The 13,565-nt window shown below is 66.1% G+C and carries 14 protein-coding genes; 11 read left to right on the top strand and 3 right to left on the bottom strand.

Annotated features, from left to right (window positions below):
* The 5 genes from mgtA to PLD_RS29180 form a co-directional block, all read left to right on the top strand.
* A partial coding sequence (mgtA, locus tag PLD_RS29200; protein ID WP_159898151.1) for a magnesium-translocating P-type ATPase occupies positions 1-1,018 on the top strand: 1,018 nt, incomplete at its 5' end.
* Positions 1,019-1,156: 138 nt separating this feature from the next.
* Positions 1,157-1,357: a hypothetical protein gene (locus tag PLD_RS29195; protein ID WP_159890807.1), complete on the top strand. Its 201-nt coding sequence runs from the start codon at positions 1,157-1,159 to the stop codon at positions 1,355-1,357.
* Positions 1,358-1,384: 27 nt separating this feature from the next.
* Entirely contained in the window at positions 1,385-3,100 is a 1,716-nt protein-coding gene (locus tag PLD_RS29190) for a Na/Pi cotransporter family protein (RefSeq protein ID WP_159898150.1), read from the top strand.
* Positions 3,088-3,438 (top strand): DUF2493 domain-containing protein, encoded by a 351-nt coding sequence (locus tag PLD_RS29185; protein ID WP_159898149.1) that lies wholly within the window; start codon positions 3,088-3,090, stop codon positions 3,436-3,438. Before PLD_RS29190 ends, PLD_RS29185 begins: the two co-directional genes overlap by 13 nt.
* Before the next feature lie 77 nt (positions 3,439-3,515).
* Positions 3,516-4,301, top strand: coding sequence for a hypothetical protein (locus PLD_RS29180; protein WP_159898148.1), 786 nt, complete (start codon positions 3,516-3,518; stop codon positions 4,299-4,301).
* Between the two features lie 151 nt (positions 4,302-4,452).
* Here the strand turns inward: PLD_RS29180 and PLD_RS29175 are convergent, their stop codons facing one another.
* The 3 genes from PLD_RS29175 to PLD_RS29165 all read right to left on the bottom strand — a co-directional run bounded on the left by PLD_RS29175 (position 4,453) and on the right by PLD_RS29165 (position 7,252).
* A complete protein-coding gene (locus PLD_RS29175) occupies positions 4,453-5,877 on the bottom strand; it encodes an FAD/NAD(P)-binding protein (RefSeq protein WP_159898147.1) in 1,425 nt (474 codons plus the stop codon).
* Between the two features lie 304 nt (positions 5,878-6,181).
* Positions 6,182-6,745 carry a helix-turn-helix domain-containing protein gene (locus PLD_RS29170; RefSeq protein ID WP_159898146.1) on the bottom strand — a complete coding sequence of 188 codons (564 nt, stop codon included), beginning with the start codon at positions 6,743-6,745 and terminating at the stop codon, positions 6,182-6,184.
* Between the two features lie 90 nt (positions 6,746-6,835).
* Entirely contained in the window at positions 6,836-7,252 is a 417-nt protein-coding gene (locus PLD_RS29165; RefSeq protein WP_178116223.1) for a hypothetical protein, read from the bottom strand.
* 205 nt (positions 7,253-7,457) lie between these two features.
* Here PLD_RS29165 and PLD_RS29160 point away from each other — a divergent pair, with 205 nt between their 5' ends.
* From PLD_RS29160 to PLD_RS29135, 6 genes are read left to right on the top strand one after another with little or no spacing between them, the layout of a single operon-like run.
* Positions 7,458-10,376 carry a monovalent cation/H+ antiporter subunit A gene (locus PLD_RS29160; protein ID WP_159898145.1) on the top strand — a complete coding sequence of 973 codons (2,919 nt, stop codon included), beginning with the start codon at positions 7,458-7,460 and terminating at the stop codon, positions 10,374-10,376.
* Positions 10,376-10,720: a Na+/H+ antiporter subunit C gene (locus PLD_RS29155; protein ID WP_159898144.1), complete on the top strand. Its 345-nt coding sequence runs from the start codon at positions 10,376-10,378 to the stop codon at positions 10,718-10,720. Before PLD_RS29160 ends, PLD_RS29155 begins: the two co-directional genes overlap by 1 nt.
* Positions 10,717-12,405 carry a monovalent cation/H+ antiporter subunit D gene (locus PLD_RS29150; RefSeq protein WP_159898143.1) on the top strand — a complete coding sequence of 563 codons (1,689 nt, stop codon included), beginning with the start codon at positions 10,717-10,719 and terminating at the stop codon, positions 12,403-12,405. Before PLD_RS29155 ends, PLD_RS29150 begins: the two co-directional genes overlap by 4 nt.
* Complete coding sequence (locus PLD_RS29145) at positions 12,402-12,890, top strand: Na+/H+ antiporter subunit E (protein WP_159898142.1); 489 nt, start codon at positions 12,402-12,404, stop codon at positions 12,888-12,890. Before PLD_RS29150 ends, PLD_RS29145 begins: the two co-directional genes overlap by 4 nt.
* Complete coding sequence (locus tag PLD_RS29140; protein ID WP_011060903.1) at positions 12,887-13,165, top strand: K+/H+ antiporter subunit F; 279 nt, start codon at positions 12,887-12,889, stop codon at positions 13,163-13,165. The genes PLD_RS29145 and PLD_RS29140 overlap by 4 nt, the downstream gene beginning before the upstream one ends.
* On the top strand, positions 13,162-13,530 hold the full coding sequence (locus PLD_RS29135; RefSeq protein WP_159898141.1) for a Na+/H+ antiporter subunit G: 369 nt from the start codon (positions 13,162-13,164) through the stop codon (positions 13,528-13,530). Before PLD_RS29140 ends, PLD_RS29135 begins: the two co-directional genes overlap by 4 nt.
* The last annotated feature ends 35 nt before the right edge of the window (positions 13,531-13,565 follow it).

Raw genomic sequence — 13,565 nt, 5'->3', positions numbered from 1 at the left:
ACGGCTCACGGTGAAAGTACTGACCGGCGACAACCCCATCGTCACCGCCAAGATCTGCCGCGAAGTCGGCCTGGAAGCGGGCGAACCGCTGCTGGGGCGCGACATCGAGCACATGGATGACCAGGTGCTCGCGCGCCTGGTGGAAGAACGCACGGTGTTCGCCAAGCTCACCCCGCTGCAGAAGTCCCGGGTGCTCAAGGCTCTGCAAGCCAACGGCCACACCGTGGGCTTTCTCGGCGACGGCATCAACGACGCCCCGGCCCTGCGCGATGCCGACGTCGGCATCTCGGTAGACAGCGGCACCGACATCGCCAAGGAATCGGCGGACATCATCCTTCTGGAAAAGAGCCTGATGGTGCTGGAGGAAGGGGTGATCAAGGGTCGCGAGACCTTCGGCAACATCATGAAGTACCTGAACATGACCGCCAGCTCCAACTTCGGCAACGTGTTCTCGGTGCTGGTGGCCAGTGCCTTCATCCCCTTCCTGCCGATGCTGGCGATCCACCTGCTGCTGCAGAACCTGATGTACGACTTCTCCCAACTGGCGCTGCCGTGGGACAAGATGGACAAGGAATACCTGGCCAAGCCACGCAAGTGGGACGCCAAGAACATCGGGCGCTTCATGCTGTGGATCGGGCCGACCTCGTCGATCTTCGACATCACCACCTTCGCCCTGATGTGGTACGTGTTCGCCGCCAACAGCGTGGAAATGGCCGCCCTGTTCCAGTCCGGCTGGTTCATCGAAGGCCTGCTCTCGCAGACCCTGGTGGTGCACATGCTGCGCACCCGCAAGATCCCGTTCATCCAGAGCACCGCCGCCTTGCCGGTCATGCTGGCCACGGGGCTGGTGATGGCGCTGGGGATCTACGTGCCCTTCTCGCCCCTGGGCAGCATGGTCGGCCTGGTGCCGCTGCCGTGGGAATACTTCCCGTGGCTGGTGGGCACCCTGCTCGCCTACTGCGTGGTCGCCCAGACCATGAAGACCCTGTACATCCGCCGCTTCAAGCAGTGGTTCTAAGGGCCTGGTTCTAAGGGCGTGAGCCCGGCGCGGCCGCCCTCGGACGGCCGCGCCCGATACACCTGACCAACGATGCCACCGTCGGCGCGGCCAGCGCCCTGCCGACGGCGACGCTGTTCGCCCGAAAGGAGCATCGCCATGTATCTCAAGCCTTTTTCCATGTTGCAACGCGGCCTCCAGGCCCTGCTGGTCTGCAGCCTGTGCACCTGCGCTCGCCTGCTCACCCGCATGAGCATCCGGCTGTATGTCCGCGGCCTGCTGAGCGTCGTTGAAATTCGTTTTTTGCTGGGTTTCAGCGCCGCCCTCACCCGCGCCTCGCTGCGCGTGGCGATCGCCTGAACCTGTCACCGACCCGGGAGCACACTCATGTCGGGCACCACTCTTCTGATCAACCTGGCCGGGGCCATCGCCCTGCTGCTCTGGGGGTCGCAGATGATCTGCGGCTCACTCCTGCGCGGCTTCGGCAGCCCGCTGCGGCACTGGCTCGGGCAACACCTGAACAACCGCTGGCTGGCGCTGCTGTGCGGCGTCGGCATCACCGGCGTGCTGCAAAGCAGCACCGCGGTGAGCCTGATGGCCAGCTCCTTTACCGCCGCCGGCACCCTGGGCCTGGCCCCCGCCCTAGCGGTGATGCTGGGGGCCAACATCGGCTCGACCCTGGTGGTCCAGCTGCTCAGCCTCGACCTCTCACTGGCGGCGCCAGTGGCGCTACTGGTGGGTTTCTTGACCTTGCGCCTACGGGACGACTCGCGCTTTGAAAGCATCGGCTGCGCGCTGATCGGCCTGGGCCTGATGCTGCTGGCCCTGGGCCTGCTCGGCGCCACCCTGGGCGCGGTGGAAAGCACCCCGGTGTTCCAGCTGGTGATGACCAGCCTCGACGGCGACCTGTTGCTGGCGCTGCTGGTGGCCATGCTGCTGACCTGGATGTGCCACTCCAGCGTCGCGGTGGTGCTGCTGATCGCCTCCCTGGCCGGCACCGGCCTGCTGTCGCCAGCCACCAGCATGGCCCTGGTGCTGGGGGTCAACCTGGGCGGCACCCTGCCGTCCCTGCTCGGCGCCAGCGACAACCTGGCCCGGCGCCTGCCCCTGGGCAACCTGCTGGTGCGCCTGGTGGGCGTGGTCCTGGTGCTGCCCTGGATCGCCGCCCTGGCCCGCCTGGACACAGTGCAGGCCCTGCCACCGGAGTTGCTGGTGGTCTACCTGCACAGCGCCTTCAGCCTGATCCTGGGCCTGCTGTTCATTGGCGTCACCGAGCCCCTGGGCAAGCTGCTGATCCGTCTGCTGCCGACTCCCGCCCCGGTCACCGATCCGGGCATGCCGCTGTACCTGGACCAGGCCGGCCTGGAAGTGACCAATATCGGCCTGGCCAACGCCGCCCGCGAAGCCCTGCGCATGGCCGACATGCTTTCGAGCATGCTCGACCGGGTGCTGCAGCTGTTTCGCACCTCAAGCATCACCCATGCCGAGCAGGTGCGGCACATCGATCAGTCCCTGGACCTGCTCAGCGCGGCGATCCGCGCCTACCTGGCGGACGTCGGCAAGGAAGGCATCAGCGACCAGGATGCCGACCGCTCCCAGGAGATCCTGCTGCTGGTGATCAACCTGGAACACGCCGGCGACATTCTTTCCACCAGCCTGGCGCAATTGGCAGTACGGCGTCTGCGTCGTGGCGAGGCCTTTTCCGAGTTCGAGCTGGGCACGCTGTACCCGCTGCACCAGGAGTTGCTGGACAGCCTGAGCCTGGCGATCACCGTGTTCCTGCGCGAGGACCTGCCCACCGCCCACCAACTGCTGGCACGCAAGAAAACCGTGCGGCGCCTGGAAGCCGCCGCCGGCCGCGAGCACTTTCGCCAACTGCGCGAAGACCAGAGCGCCTGGGCCGAATCCGGGGACATCTTCCAGCGCCTGCTGCGCGACTACCGCCGGGTCCACCATCACATCGCCGCCCTGGCCTATCCGGCCCTGGAGCGCGCCGGTGAGCGCGACATCGAACACAGCCAGCTCGGCGAGCCGCTGGCCGAAGTGCCGAGCGCCGAGCATCCCGTGGCCGGGGCCAAGGAGGACACCCCATGCGCGTCCTGATCTGCGCCGGTCGCTACTACGCCGACAGCCGCCTGTGCCGCCAGGTCCTGGAAGCCTTCCAGCGCCTGCACGAAGTGCGGGTGGTGATCCACGGTGGCAGCCAGTTCCTCGGCGCCCACATCGAGGACTGGGCCCGGGAGACCGGGGCCCACATCGTCCGCTACCCGCCTAACTGGCAACTGCACGGCAAACACGCCGAGCGCCTGCGCAACAGTTTCATGCTGGCCGACAGCCGCCCGGACATCGTCCTCGCCCTGCCCGGCGGGGAAGACACCGAAGCGCTGCTGACCCAGGCCCAGGTGCGCGGCATCCAGACCCTGTCGGTGGACGCGCAGTAAACCCACCCCACGCAGCACTCACCCGCGCCGGTTGCCGAACAGCACGGCCCGGCGCCTGATACAGAATGAGATCCGCCATGTCCAAGCACCGTCCACATCGTTCCTCGCGTTGCGCCTCCTGGGGCCACTCCCTGCCTGCCGCGAAAAGCCGCATGCTCAAACGCAACCTGCTGTTCCTCGCCCTCACCGCTGGCATCACCGCGACCCTGGCCCTGTGCTCCAAGGCTCAGGCCGCCGGCGGCGCCTACGTGGTGGATGACGGCGCCATCAATGCCGCCGGGGAATGCAACGTCGATGCCTGGTACCAGAGCACCCGGCACCCAGGCTCCAGCCATAACAGCGTGCTTGCCCCGGCCTGTACCTTCAGCCAACTGCCTTGGGTGCAACTGGGGGCCGCGGTGCAGCGCCAGCAGGCTGACGGCCAGGGCGAAACCCAGCTCAGCCCCCAGCTCAAGATCGCCCTGCTGGACCGCCAAGACCTGGGGCTGCAACTGGCCTTGGCCGGCTCCGCCCACTGGGCCCTGAACCGCCACCACAGCGTCGACGGCGCCGACCTCGCCCTGCCCCTGACCTTCAGCGCCAGCGACCGCCTGCGCCTGAACCTCAATGCCGGCTGGACCCATGCCTATGACGAAGGAGAACAGAACCTCCGTTGGACCTGGGGCAGCGGCATCGAATACGACCTGATGCCAGGCCTGACCCTGATTGCCGAGCGCTATGGCCAACGCCGCGGCGAACAGGGCTGGCAGGCCGGCCCGCGCCTGCACCTGGGCCAGCACCTGGACCTGGACCTGATCCTTGGCCAGCACCTGACCGACGCCCGCGACCGCTGGCTGACCAGCGGCGCGACCCTGCGCTTCTGACCCCGCCCGCCACACCCAGTGCCTTGCCCACCCCAACCACACGCCCCTGTCGCCGCAGTTGAGTCGTGGCGAAGCTGCGACAGGGCCCGCAGAGCCTTCTGCAACGCCAAGCACCGCGCCGCCTGCCCAGGCGTGCGCGACCGACGGGGTATCAGGAGAAGGCCGCTAGGCGCGCTGCCAGGGCCTTGGCTTGCAGGGCCACATCGGTCACGGCCGTGCTTTCCCACCACATCCCACGCAGGGGCGGCCCCAGGGCGAATAGCCGTTCGGCCGCCTGGCCATGGGCGTTGTACACGGCGCCATCGGCGGCGGCGCGAATGCCCAGGGCCAGCGGTCCCGGCGTCACCCAGCCGCGGGCCAGCAGTTGCTGGGGCAATGGCCGGGCCACTTTGCGCCAGTCGTATTCGATACCGCTGGAGTTGATCAGCGCATCGCCCTGCACCACTGCGCTGTGCTCTGTGCCGCGATAACGCAGCCGGATCGCCAAACGACCACCTTGGCCGGGCTCCAGTCCTTGATAGGACGCCGCATGAATTCGCAGTCGCCCCGCCTCGTGCAGGCGCGCCACCCACTCGGCACTCAAGGGCGGCGAACGGTGGTGATGGCTTTCCCACCACGGTCGCACATGACGCACGAACTGCCGGCGTTGGCCATCCGTGGCCTGGCTCCACAGGCGCGGGATATGGCCCCGTACAGTGTCCAGCGGTGCCTGCCAGTCGATGCCCAGGGCCTGCGCCTGGCGGCACTGCTGACGCAGCTCGCGCAGCAGTTGGCGTGGGCTGCGAAGGTTCGGCGCGCGCCCCAGAAAGTCGTCCCAGGCCGGTGGCTGACGGCGGACATGCGGCAGCAGCCCATGGCGGGAAAACACTTCGATCGGCCCGCGATGCCCGGCCTGCCCCAGGGACACTGCGGCGTCCACCATGGTCAACCCGGAACCGATGATCAGCACCGTCGATAAAGGATCGAGGCGGGCCATCGCGGCCACGTCCCAAGGGTCCAGCGCCGCTGCGTTGAGGCCGCTGGAGCAAGTCTGCGGGGTACGCGCCGCAGGGAACATGCCCGTGGCCAGCACGGCCACAGCGCCCTGGCGCTGCTGGCCATCGGCCAGGGTCAGGCAAACGCCGTCGCGCTCGATCTGCAGGTCCACCGCTTCGCCGCGCACGTGGCTGAGTGTCGAGCCGTGCAGCGCGCCAACCGCTTGCGCCTCGGCCAGCCGCTGCTGGACATAAACGCCAAACAGCCCGCGAGGCATAAACAGTTCGCTGATCGGCACCGCCTGCTGCCGCGATTCGGGCCAGCCACCGCCGGCAATGTGCTGAGTGAGCCAGCGAGTCAGGTCGTCGGCGTCGTCTGGATCGACACTCATGCGCGCCGCATTGCCGTTCAGGGTGTGCCCCAGTTCCATGGCGCTGTAGGCTTCGCCGCGCCCCAGCTCGCCGCGCGGCTCGATCACCAGCAGCCGGCGCCGGCCCGGCAGGCGCAGCAATTGCGCCGCCAACAAGGCGCCGCTGAGGCCTCCGCCGACGATCAGGATCTGGGCATCGTGGATGCCCGGTGCACTGTGGGTTTGGCTCATGGCGTTCTCACGATCAGTGTTTGCCCTGGCGGTGGTTGTGCACATTGCCCCAACCCAGCAACGGCAGGTGCCCCGCGCGCTCACTTGCGCCTGGCGACTGGGCGGCGCGACAGCTGAAAAGCACCGTGCCGATCATAAGCGTCAAGCCTTCACCAGGTTCATCGAGCAGTACCAAAGTAGGAGAGCGCCGGCACCTTCGACCGACCGCGTCGGCCAGCAGAAGCGCGCAGCACAGATCTGCGAGCGCCCTTCAACACCCCGCCGGAGCACGCCTCGACCAAGGCCCGCTCCGGGTGCGGGCTTGTCAGATCACGACGTTGCGCACAAAGCGCGTGGCTTGAGCACCGTCATTGCGATAACCATGGGGCACATGGCTGGCAAACATGAAGAAATCGCCACTTTCCAGACGCCGTTCGCGATCACCGAAAAACACCGTCAGGCAGCCCTGGAACACATACAACTGTTCGCTCCAGCCCATCGCGTCGCATTCCGAGTGATAGACCTCGCCAGGCTCCAGGCTCCACTCCCAGAGCTCCACCTCACGGCTGGCGTCGGCCTTGGCCAGCAACACCGCCTTGCTGCCGGGGATCGCGCCGGCCCAGGCCAATTCGTTGATGCGGCTCGGATCGCGTGAGTCCGGGGCCTGGATCAGATCGCTGAAGACGACGTTCAGGGCTTGCGCCACTCGGTCCAGGGTGCCGAGGCTGACGTTCTTCTCCCCCGCCTCGATGGCCACCAGCATCCGTCGGCTGACAGCGGATTTTTCCGCCAAGGCGCTCTGACTCAGGCCGGCGGCATGACGCAGACGGCGCACGTTGAGGCTGACGTGTTGCAGGACCGAAGCCCGCTGGAGGTTATCCTTGTGCACTATATTGCTCACCCTTTCGCCCTGCGCAGTATACTGCCCAATTTTCCGCGCATTGTGCGTCCCCCTCGGGTCGCGCGCAAGGCCACGGCCTCAACGCTCAGCGCCCACCGGCGCGGGCAGGCCGGCACCGCCCCCGGCGGATGACAACGAAGGCGCATCAGGCTCCGGGGCGGACAGCCAGGCCGGGACGATCAATAAGCCGCGATGCTTGGCTTCCAGTGGCAGCCGGTCATGCTCCGGTTCACCCCGGTAGTAAAAATAGGCGCGGTAACGCACATGCCCTTCAGGGAAGGCGCGGTCGAAGTAGAGCACAGTGCCGGGCGGCAAGCGGTAGGTCCGGTCATCCCCTGGGCGGCCGTCAATGACCAGCGCCTGGCGGGTGGCGAGCCTCTTGGGACGGTCGAGATAATGCTCCAGACCGATCCCCAACCCGGCGCCTAGGGCGGTGAACAACACGGCAAAACAGCCCCGTCGAAACAGCCGGCCCAAGGCCGATCCTTTAGTCATGTGCACCCTTGTCGATCCTTGTGGTGATGTGACCCGGGCAGGGCATTGGCCACACAGCCCGCGGGGAACGGGCGCATCAGGCTTTTGCCCCCTACCTTTGAAAGCACATGTAACATTTCTCATCCCTGCCTGGTCGCGCGTGGCGGTTGGTGATGCAGAGCCTGGCACGTATTATGCGTCATACTTTTCCGCAGATTAGAAGCCTATGTCCCTGATAGTTCTACTGCTTCTGCCGTTCATCGGCAGCTGTCTGGCGGCCGTGTTGCCGCACAACGCACGCAATAGCGAATCCCTGCTGACCGGTCTGGTGGCCTTGCTCGGCACCATTGCCGTGGCGCTGCTTTACCCGCAGATCGCCGATGGCGGGGTGATCCGCGAGGAATATACCTGGCTGCCGAGCCTGGGACTGAACTTCGTGCTGCGCCTGGACGGTTTCGCTTGGTTGTTCTCGCTGCTGGTGCTGGGGATCGGCACGCTGGTGGCGCTCTATGCGCGTTATTACATGTCGCCGCAAGATCCGGTGCCGCGCTTCTTCGCCTTTTTCCTGGCGTTCATGGGGGCCATGCTCGGCCTGGTGATCTCCGGCAACCTGATCCAGATGGTGTTCTTCTGGGAGCTCACCAGCCTGTTCTCGTTCCTGCTGATCGGCTATTGGCACCACCGCTCCGACGCCCGCCGCGGGGCCTACATGGCACTGATGGTCACCGGTGCCGGGGGCTTGTGCCTGCTGGCCGGGGTCATGCTGCTCGGCCATGTGGTCGGCAGCTACGACCTGGATCAGGTGCTCGCTGCCGGAGACAAGATCCGCGCCCATGCGCTCTACCCGATCCTGTTGCCACTGATCCTGCTGGGCGCCCTGAGCAAAAGCGCGCAATTCCCTTTCCACTTCTGGCTGCCCCACGCCATGGCCGCGCCGACGCCGGTCTCGGCCTATCTGCACTCGGCGACCATGGTCAAGGCCGGGGTGTTTCTGCTGGCCCGCCTGTGGCCGTCGTTGTCCGGCACCGAAGAATGGTTCTACATCGTCAGCGGCGCCGGGGCCTGCACCCTGGTGCTAGGCGCCTACTGCGCGATGTTCCAGAACGACCTCAAGGGCCTGCTGGCCTACTCCACCATCAGCCACCTGGGCCTGATCACCCTGCTGCTGGGCCTGAACAGCCCGCTGGCGGCGGTGGCCGCGGTGTTCCATATCCTCAACCACGCCACCTTCAAGGCCTCGCTGTTCATGGCCGCCGGGATCATCGACCACGAAAGCGGCAGCCGCGACATTCGCAAGCTCAACGGCCTGATCAAACTGATGCCCTACACCGCGACCCTGGCCATGGTCGCCAGCGCCTCGATGGCCGGGGTGCCGCTGCTCAACGGCTTTTTGTCCAAGGAGATGTTCTTCGCCGAGACAGTGTTCATCAACTCCAGCGCCTGGGTGGAAATCGCCCTGCCGGTGATCGCCACCCTCGCCGGGACCTTCAGCGTCGCCTATGCCCTGCGCTTTACCGTCGATGTGTTTTTTGGCGAACCGGCCACTGACCTGCCCCACACGCCGCATGAGCCACCGCGCTGGATGCGTGCGCCAGTGGAGTTGCTGGTGTTCACCTGCCTGCTGGTAGGCATGTTCCCGGCGCAGGTCATCGGCCCGCTATTGGCCGCAGCGGCGCGCCCGGTGGTCGGTGGCACCCTGCCCGAATACAGCTTGGCGATCTGGCATGGCCTCAACGCGCCGATGATCATGAGCCTGATCGCCATGTCGTGCGGCATCGTCCTCTATCGACTGCTGCGCAAGCCACTGGTGCGCGGCACGTTCGCCTACCCGCCTGGGGTCGGTCGCTTCAACGGCAAGCGCCTGTTCGAGCGCTGCCTGGTGGGCATGACCCGCCTGGCCCGCCGCCTGGAACGGCGTCTGAGCACCAAGCGCCTGCAAACGCAGTTGTTCGTGCTGATCCTGGCGGCAGTGATCACCGGTCTGATCCCCATGCTGTACAGCCAATTGACCTGGGGCGAGCGGCCGAAGATCCCCGGCTCGATTGTCTTCGTGACCTTCTGGCTGCTGGCCATTGCCTGTGCCCTGGGCGCCGCCTGGCAAGCCAAATACCACCGACTGGCGGCCCTGACCATGGTCAGCGTCTGTGGGCTGATGACCTGCGTCACCTTCGTCTGGTTCTCGGCGCCGGACCTGGCCCTGACCCAACTGGTGGTGGAGGTGGTGACCACCGTGCTGATCCTCCTCGGCCTGCGCTGGCTGCCACGGCGGATCGAAGAAGTTTCGCCACTGCCCAGCAGCGTGCGCAAGGCACGGATTCGTCGCCTGCGCGACTTGAGCCTGTCGGCCGCCGTGGGCCTGGGCATGGCGGTGCTGTCCTACGCCATGCTGACCAGGCCGACCCCCAACGACATTTCCTCGTTCTACCTCAGCCGGGCCCTGCCCGAAGGCGGTGGCACCAACGTGGTCAACGTGACCCTGGTGGACTTCCGCAGCTTCGATACCTTTGGCGAGATCACCGTGCTGGTGGCGGTGGCCTTGACCGTGTTCGCCCTGCTACGACGCTTCCGTCCTCCCAAAGAGAGCATGCAGTTGCCGGCACAGCAGCGCCTGCTGGCCCCGGACGTGGTCACCGACCTGGTCAACCCGCGCCACGCCAGCGATACCGCCCTGGGGTTCATGATGGTGCCGGCGGTGCTGGTGCGCCTGCTGCTGCCGATCGCCCTGGTGGTGTCGTTCTACCTGTTCATGCGTGGGCACAACTTGCCCGGCGGCGGTTTCGTCGCCGGACTGGTGATGTCGGTGGCCTTTATCCTCCAGTACATGGTGGCGGGCACCCAATGGGTCGAGGCGCAGATGAGCGTGCGGCCGCTGCGCTGGATGGGCGCCGGGTTGCTGTTCGCCCTGGTCACCGGGCTTGGCGCCCTGGCCTGGGGCTATCCGTTCCTCACCACCCACACGATGCACGTGGACCTGCCGCTGTTCGGTGATATCCATGTCGCCAGCGCGCTGTTCTTCGACGTGGGCGTATACGCCGTGGTGCTGGGCGCCACCCTGCTGATCCTCACCGCCCTGGCGCACCAGTCGGTGCGGGCCCACAAGCCGGCCAGCCAGTCCAAATCCCTGATCAAGAGCGGAGCCGCCTGATGGAAGAAGTCATCGCAATCGCCATTGGCGTCCTCGCCGCTTCCGGCGTCTGGCTGGTGCTGCGCCCACGGACCTTCCAGGTGGTGATGGGCCTGTGTCTGCTGTCCTACGCGGTCAACCTGTTCATTTTCAGCATGGGCAGTCTGTTCATCGGCAAGGAGCCAATCATCAAGGACGGCGTGCCTCAAGACCTGCTGCACTACACTGACCCGCTGCCCCAGGCCCTGGTGCTCACCGCCATCGTCATCAGCTTCGCCATGACCGCGCTGTTTCTGGTGGTGCTTCTGGCGTCCCGGGGCCTGACCGGCACTGACCACGTCGACGGCCGGGAGCCCAAGGAATGAGCTCGTTATCGCACCTGATCATCGCTCCCATCCTCCTGCCGCTGCTGACTGCGGCGATCATGTTGCTGCTGGGAGAAAAACGCCGTCCGCTCAAGGCACGGATCAACCTGGTCTCCAGCCTGCTGGGGCTGGGCCTGGCCTGCTACCTGCTGTACTGGACCCAGGTCCAGGGTGCCAGCGGCTCCTTTGGCGTGTACTTGCCGAGCAACTGGCAGGCGCCCTTTGGCATCGTTCTGGTGGTGGATCGCCTGTCGGCGCTGATGCTGGTGCTCACCGGCATCATCGGGGTCAGTGCGCTGCTGTTCGCCATGGCCCGCTGGGACAGCGCCGGAGCCAGCTTCCATGCGCTGTTCCAGATCCAGTTGATGGGGCTGTACGGGGCCTTCCTCACCGCCGACCTGTTCAACCTGTTTGTGTTCTTCGAGGTGCTGCTGGCGGCCTCCTATGGCCTGATGCTGCACGGCTCGGGACGGGCGCGGGTGTCTTCAGGCTTGCATTACATCACCATCAACCTGCTGGCCTCGTCGCTGTTCCTGATCGGCGCGGCGATGATCTACGGAGTCACCGGGACCCTGAACATGGCCGACCTGGCGATGAAGATCCCGCTGGTGCCGGAAGCCGACCGGGGCCTGCTGCACGCGGGTACGGCGATCCTGGCCATTGCCTTCCTGGCCAAGGCCGGGATGTGGCCGCTGAACTTCTGGCTGGTGCCGGCCTACTCCTCGGCCAGCGCACCAGTGGCGGCGCTGTTCGCCATCATGACCAAGGTCGGCATCTACACCGTGCTGCGCCTGTGGACCCTGTTGTTTTCCGGGCAGGCCGGGGCCTCCGCCTACTTTGGCGGCCAGTGGCTGGTGTATGGCGGCATGGCGACGATTTTCTGCGCGGCCCTGGCGATTCTCGCCGCCCAGCGCCTGGAACGCATGGCCAGCCTGAGCATCCTGGTGTCGGCGGGAATTTTGCTCTCGGTGATCGGCTTCGCCCAGCCGGCGCTGACCGGGGCGGCGCTGTTCTACCTGTTCAGCTCGACCCTGGCGCTGTGCGCGCTGTTCCTGCTGGCAGAACTGATCGAACGTTCGCGTTCGGCCAACGAAATGCCCCTGGAGGATGAAGGAGAAGTCCTGCCGCGGCCCATGGAGTCGCTGCATCCCCCTCGGGGCACCAACCTCGACGATGAACGGCAAGTGGTGGTGGGCCAGGTGATCCCCTGGACCATGGCCTTCCTCGGCCTGAGCTTCATTGCCTGCGCCCTGTTGATCATCGGTATGCCACCGCTGTCGGGCTTTATCGGCAAGCTCAACCTGATTGCCGCCCTGCTCAACCCACTGGGCCTGGGTGCCGGCGATGGCCCGCCGATCTCGGTGGCGGGCTGGTGCTTCCTGGCGCTGCTGATCCTGTCCGGTCTGGCTTCGCTGGTGGCCTTTACGCGCCTGGGCATCCAGCGTTTCTGGACCCCGGAGGAGCGTCCCTCGCCGGTACTGCGACGCCTGGAATGCCTGCCGATCGTGGCCCTGCTGGGGCTCTGCGTGCTCCTCAGTTTCAAGGCCGAGCCGCTGCTGCGCTTCACCCAGGCCACCGCCGACAGCCTCAACCACCCGGAGCATTATGTGATGGCGGTACTGGGCACCCGCACCGTACTCAGCCCTGAGTCCAAGGCCGCAGCGGCGGCGGAGGTGCAACCATGAAACGCCTGTTTCCCGCCCCCTTCCTGTCCCTGGCGCTGTGGCTGTTGTGGCTGGTGCTGAACCTGTCCATCAGCCCCGGCAATCTGCTGCTGGGGGCCATCCTGGCCTTCCTCGCGCCCTTGCTGATGCGTCCGCTACGGCCCTTGCCGATCCGTATCCGCCGCCCCGGCACCATCCTGCGCCTGTTGCTGCGGGTCGGCGGCGATGTACTGGTGTCGAACCTGCTGGTGGCTTGGGGCGTGCTCAACCATGCGCGCCGCCCCGTGCGCTCGGCCTTTGTCAAGGTGCCTCTGGAGCTGCGAGACGCCAACGGCCTGGCGGCGCTGTCCACCATCACCACGGTGGTGCCCGGCACGGTCTGGTCCGAACTGTCCCTGGATCGCAGCATCCTCTTGCTGCACGTCTTCGACCTGGATGATGAGGCTCGGTTTATTCAGCATTTCAAGGCGACGTACGAGCGCCCGCTGATGGAGATTTTCGAATGAGCGTCCTGTTGACCAACGCAATACTGCTGAGCCTGTTCATCTTTTCCCTGGCCATGGTCCTGACCCTGGTGCGCCTGTTCAAGGGTCCTTCGGCCCAGGACCGGGTCTTGGCCCTGGACTACCTGTACATCCTGGCGATGCTGATGATGCTGGTGCTGGGCGTGCGCTACGCCAGTGACACCTACTTCGAAGCCGCGTTGCTGATTGCCCTGTTCGGCTTTGTCGGCTCCTTCGCCCTGGCCAAATTCCTGCTGCGTGGCGAGGTGATCGAATGAACAGCCTGGAACAACTGCCACTGTGGGTGGAAAGCCTGGTGGCCCTGCTGCTGTTGATCAGCAGCGTCTTCGCCCTGATCGGTGCAGTGGGCATCCTGCGCATGAAGAGCTACTTCCAGCGCATGCACCCGCCGGCACTGGCCTCGACCATGGGTTCCTGGACCGTGGCGCTGGCCTCGATCCTGTACTTCTCGACACTCAAGTCGACACCGGTGCTGCACGCCTGGCTGATCCCCATCCTGCTGTCGATCACCGTGCCGGTCACCACCCTGCTGCTGGCCCGGGCGGCGCTGTTTCGCAAGCGCATGGCCGGCGACGATGTGCCGGCAGAGGTCAGCAGTAAACGCAACGAAAGCGGCAACTGAGCGCACCACCCCATGTAGATACCGGCTTGCCGGCG

Origin of the sequence: Pseudomonas sp. LD120, assembly GCF_009861525.1 — a bacterium.
Classification (GTDB): Bacteria; Pseudomonadota; Gammaproteobacteria; order Pseudomonadales; family Pseudomonadaceae; genus Aquipseudomonas.
This window is presented reverse-complemented; position numbering and strand designations above follow the sequence as displayed.

Excerpts from the sequence above, each read along its gene's own strand:
- PLD_RS29195 (WP_159890807.1), top strand. The coding sequence starts at position 1,157 with ATGTATCTCAAGCCTTTTTCCATGTTGCAACGCGGCCTCCAGGCCCTG.
- PLD_RS29190 (WP_159898150.1), top strand. The coding sequence starts at position 1,385 with ATGTCGGGCACCACTCTTCTGATCAACCTGGCCGGGGCCATCGCCCTG.
- PLD_RS29185 (WP_159898149.1), top strand. The coding sequence starts at position 3,088 with ATGCGCGTCCTGATCTGCGCCGGTCGCTACTACGCCGACAGCCGCCTG.
- PLD_RS29180 (WP_159898148.1), top strand. The coding sequence starts at position 3,516 with ATGTCCAAGCACCGTCCACATCGTTCCTCGCGTTGCGCCTCCTGGGGC.
- PLD_RS29175 (WP_159898147.1), bottom strand. The coding sequence starts at position 5,877 with ATGAGCCAAACCCACAGTGCACCGGGCATCCACGATGCCCAGATCCTG.
- PLD_RS29165 (WP_178116223.1), bottom strand. The coding sequence starts at position 7,252 with ATGACTAAAGGATCGGCCTTGGGCCGGCTGTTTCGACGGGGCTGTTTT.
- PLD_RS29160 (WP_159898145.1), top strand. The coding sequence starts at position 7,458 with ATGTCCCTGATAGTTCTACTGCTTCTGCCGTTCATCGGCAGCTGTCTG.
- PLD_RS29155 (WP_159898144.1), top strand. The coding sequence starts at position 10,376 with ATGGAAGAAGTCATCGCAATCGCCATTGGCGTCCTCGCCGCTTCCGGC.
- PLD_RS29150 (WP_159898143.1), top strand. The coding sequence starts at position 10,717 with ATGAGCTCGTTATCGCACCTGATCATCGCTCCCATCCTCCTGCCGCTG.
- PLD_RS29145 (WP_159898142.1), top strand. The coding sequence starts at position 12,402 with ATGAAACGCCTGTTTCCCGCCCCCTTCCTGTCCCTGGCGCTGTGGCTG.
- PLD_RS29140 (WP_011060903.1), top strand. The coding sequence starts at position 12,887 with ATGAGCGTCCTGTTGACCAACGCAATACTGCTGAGCCTGTTCATCTTT.
- PLD_RS29135 (WP_159898141.1), top strand. The coding sequence starts at position 13,162 with ATGAACAGCCTGGAACAACTGCCACTGTGGGTGGAAAGCCTGGTGGCC.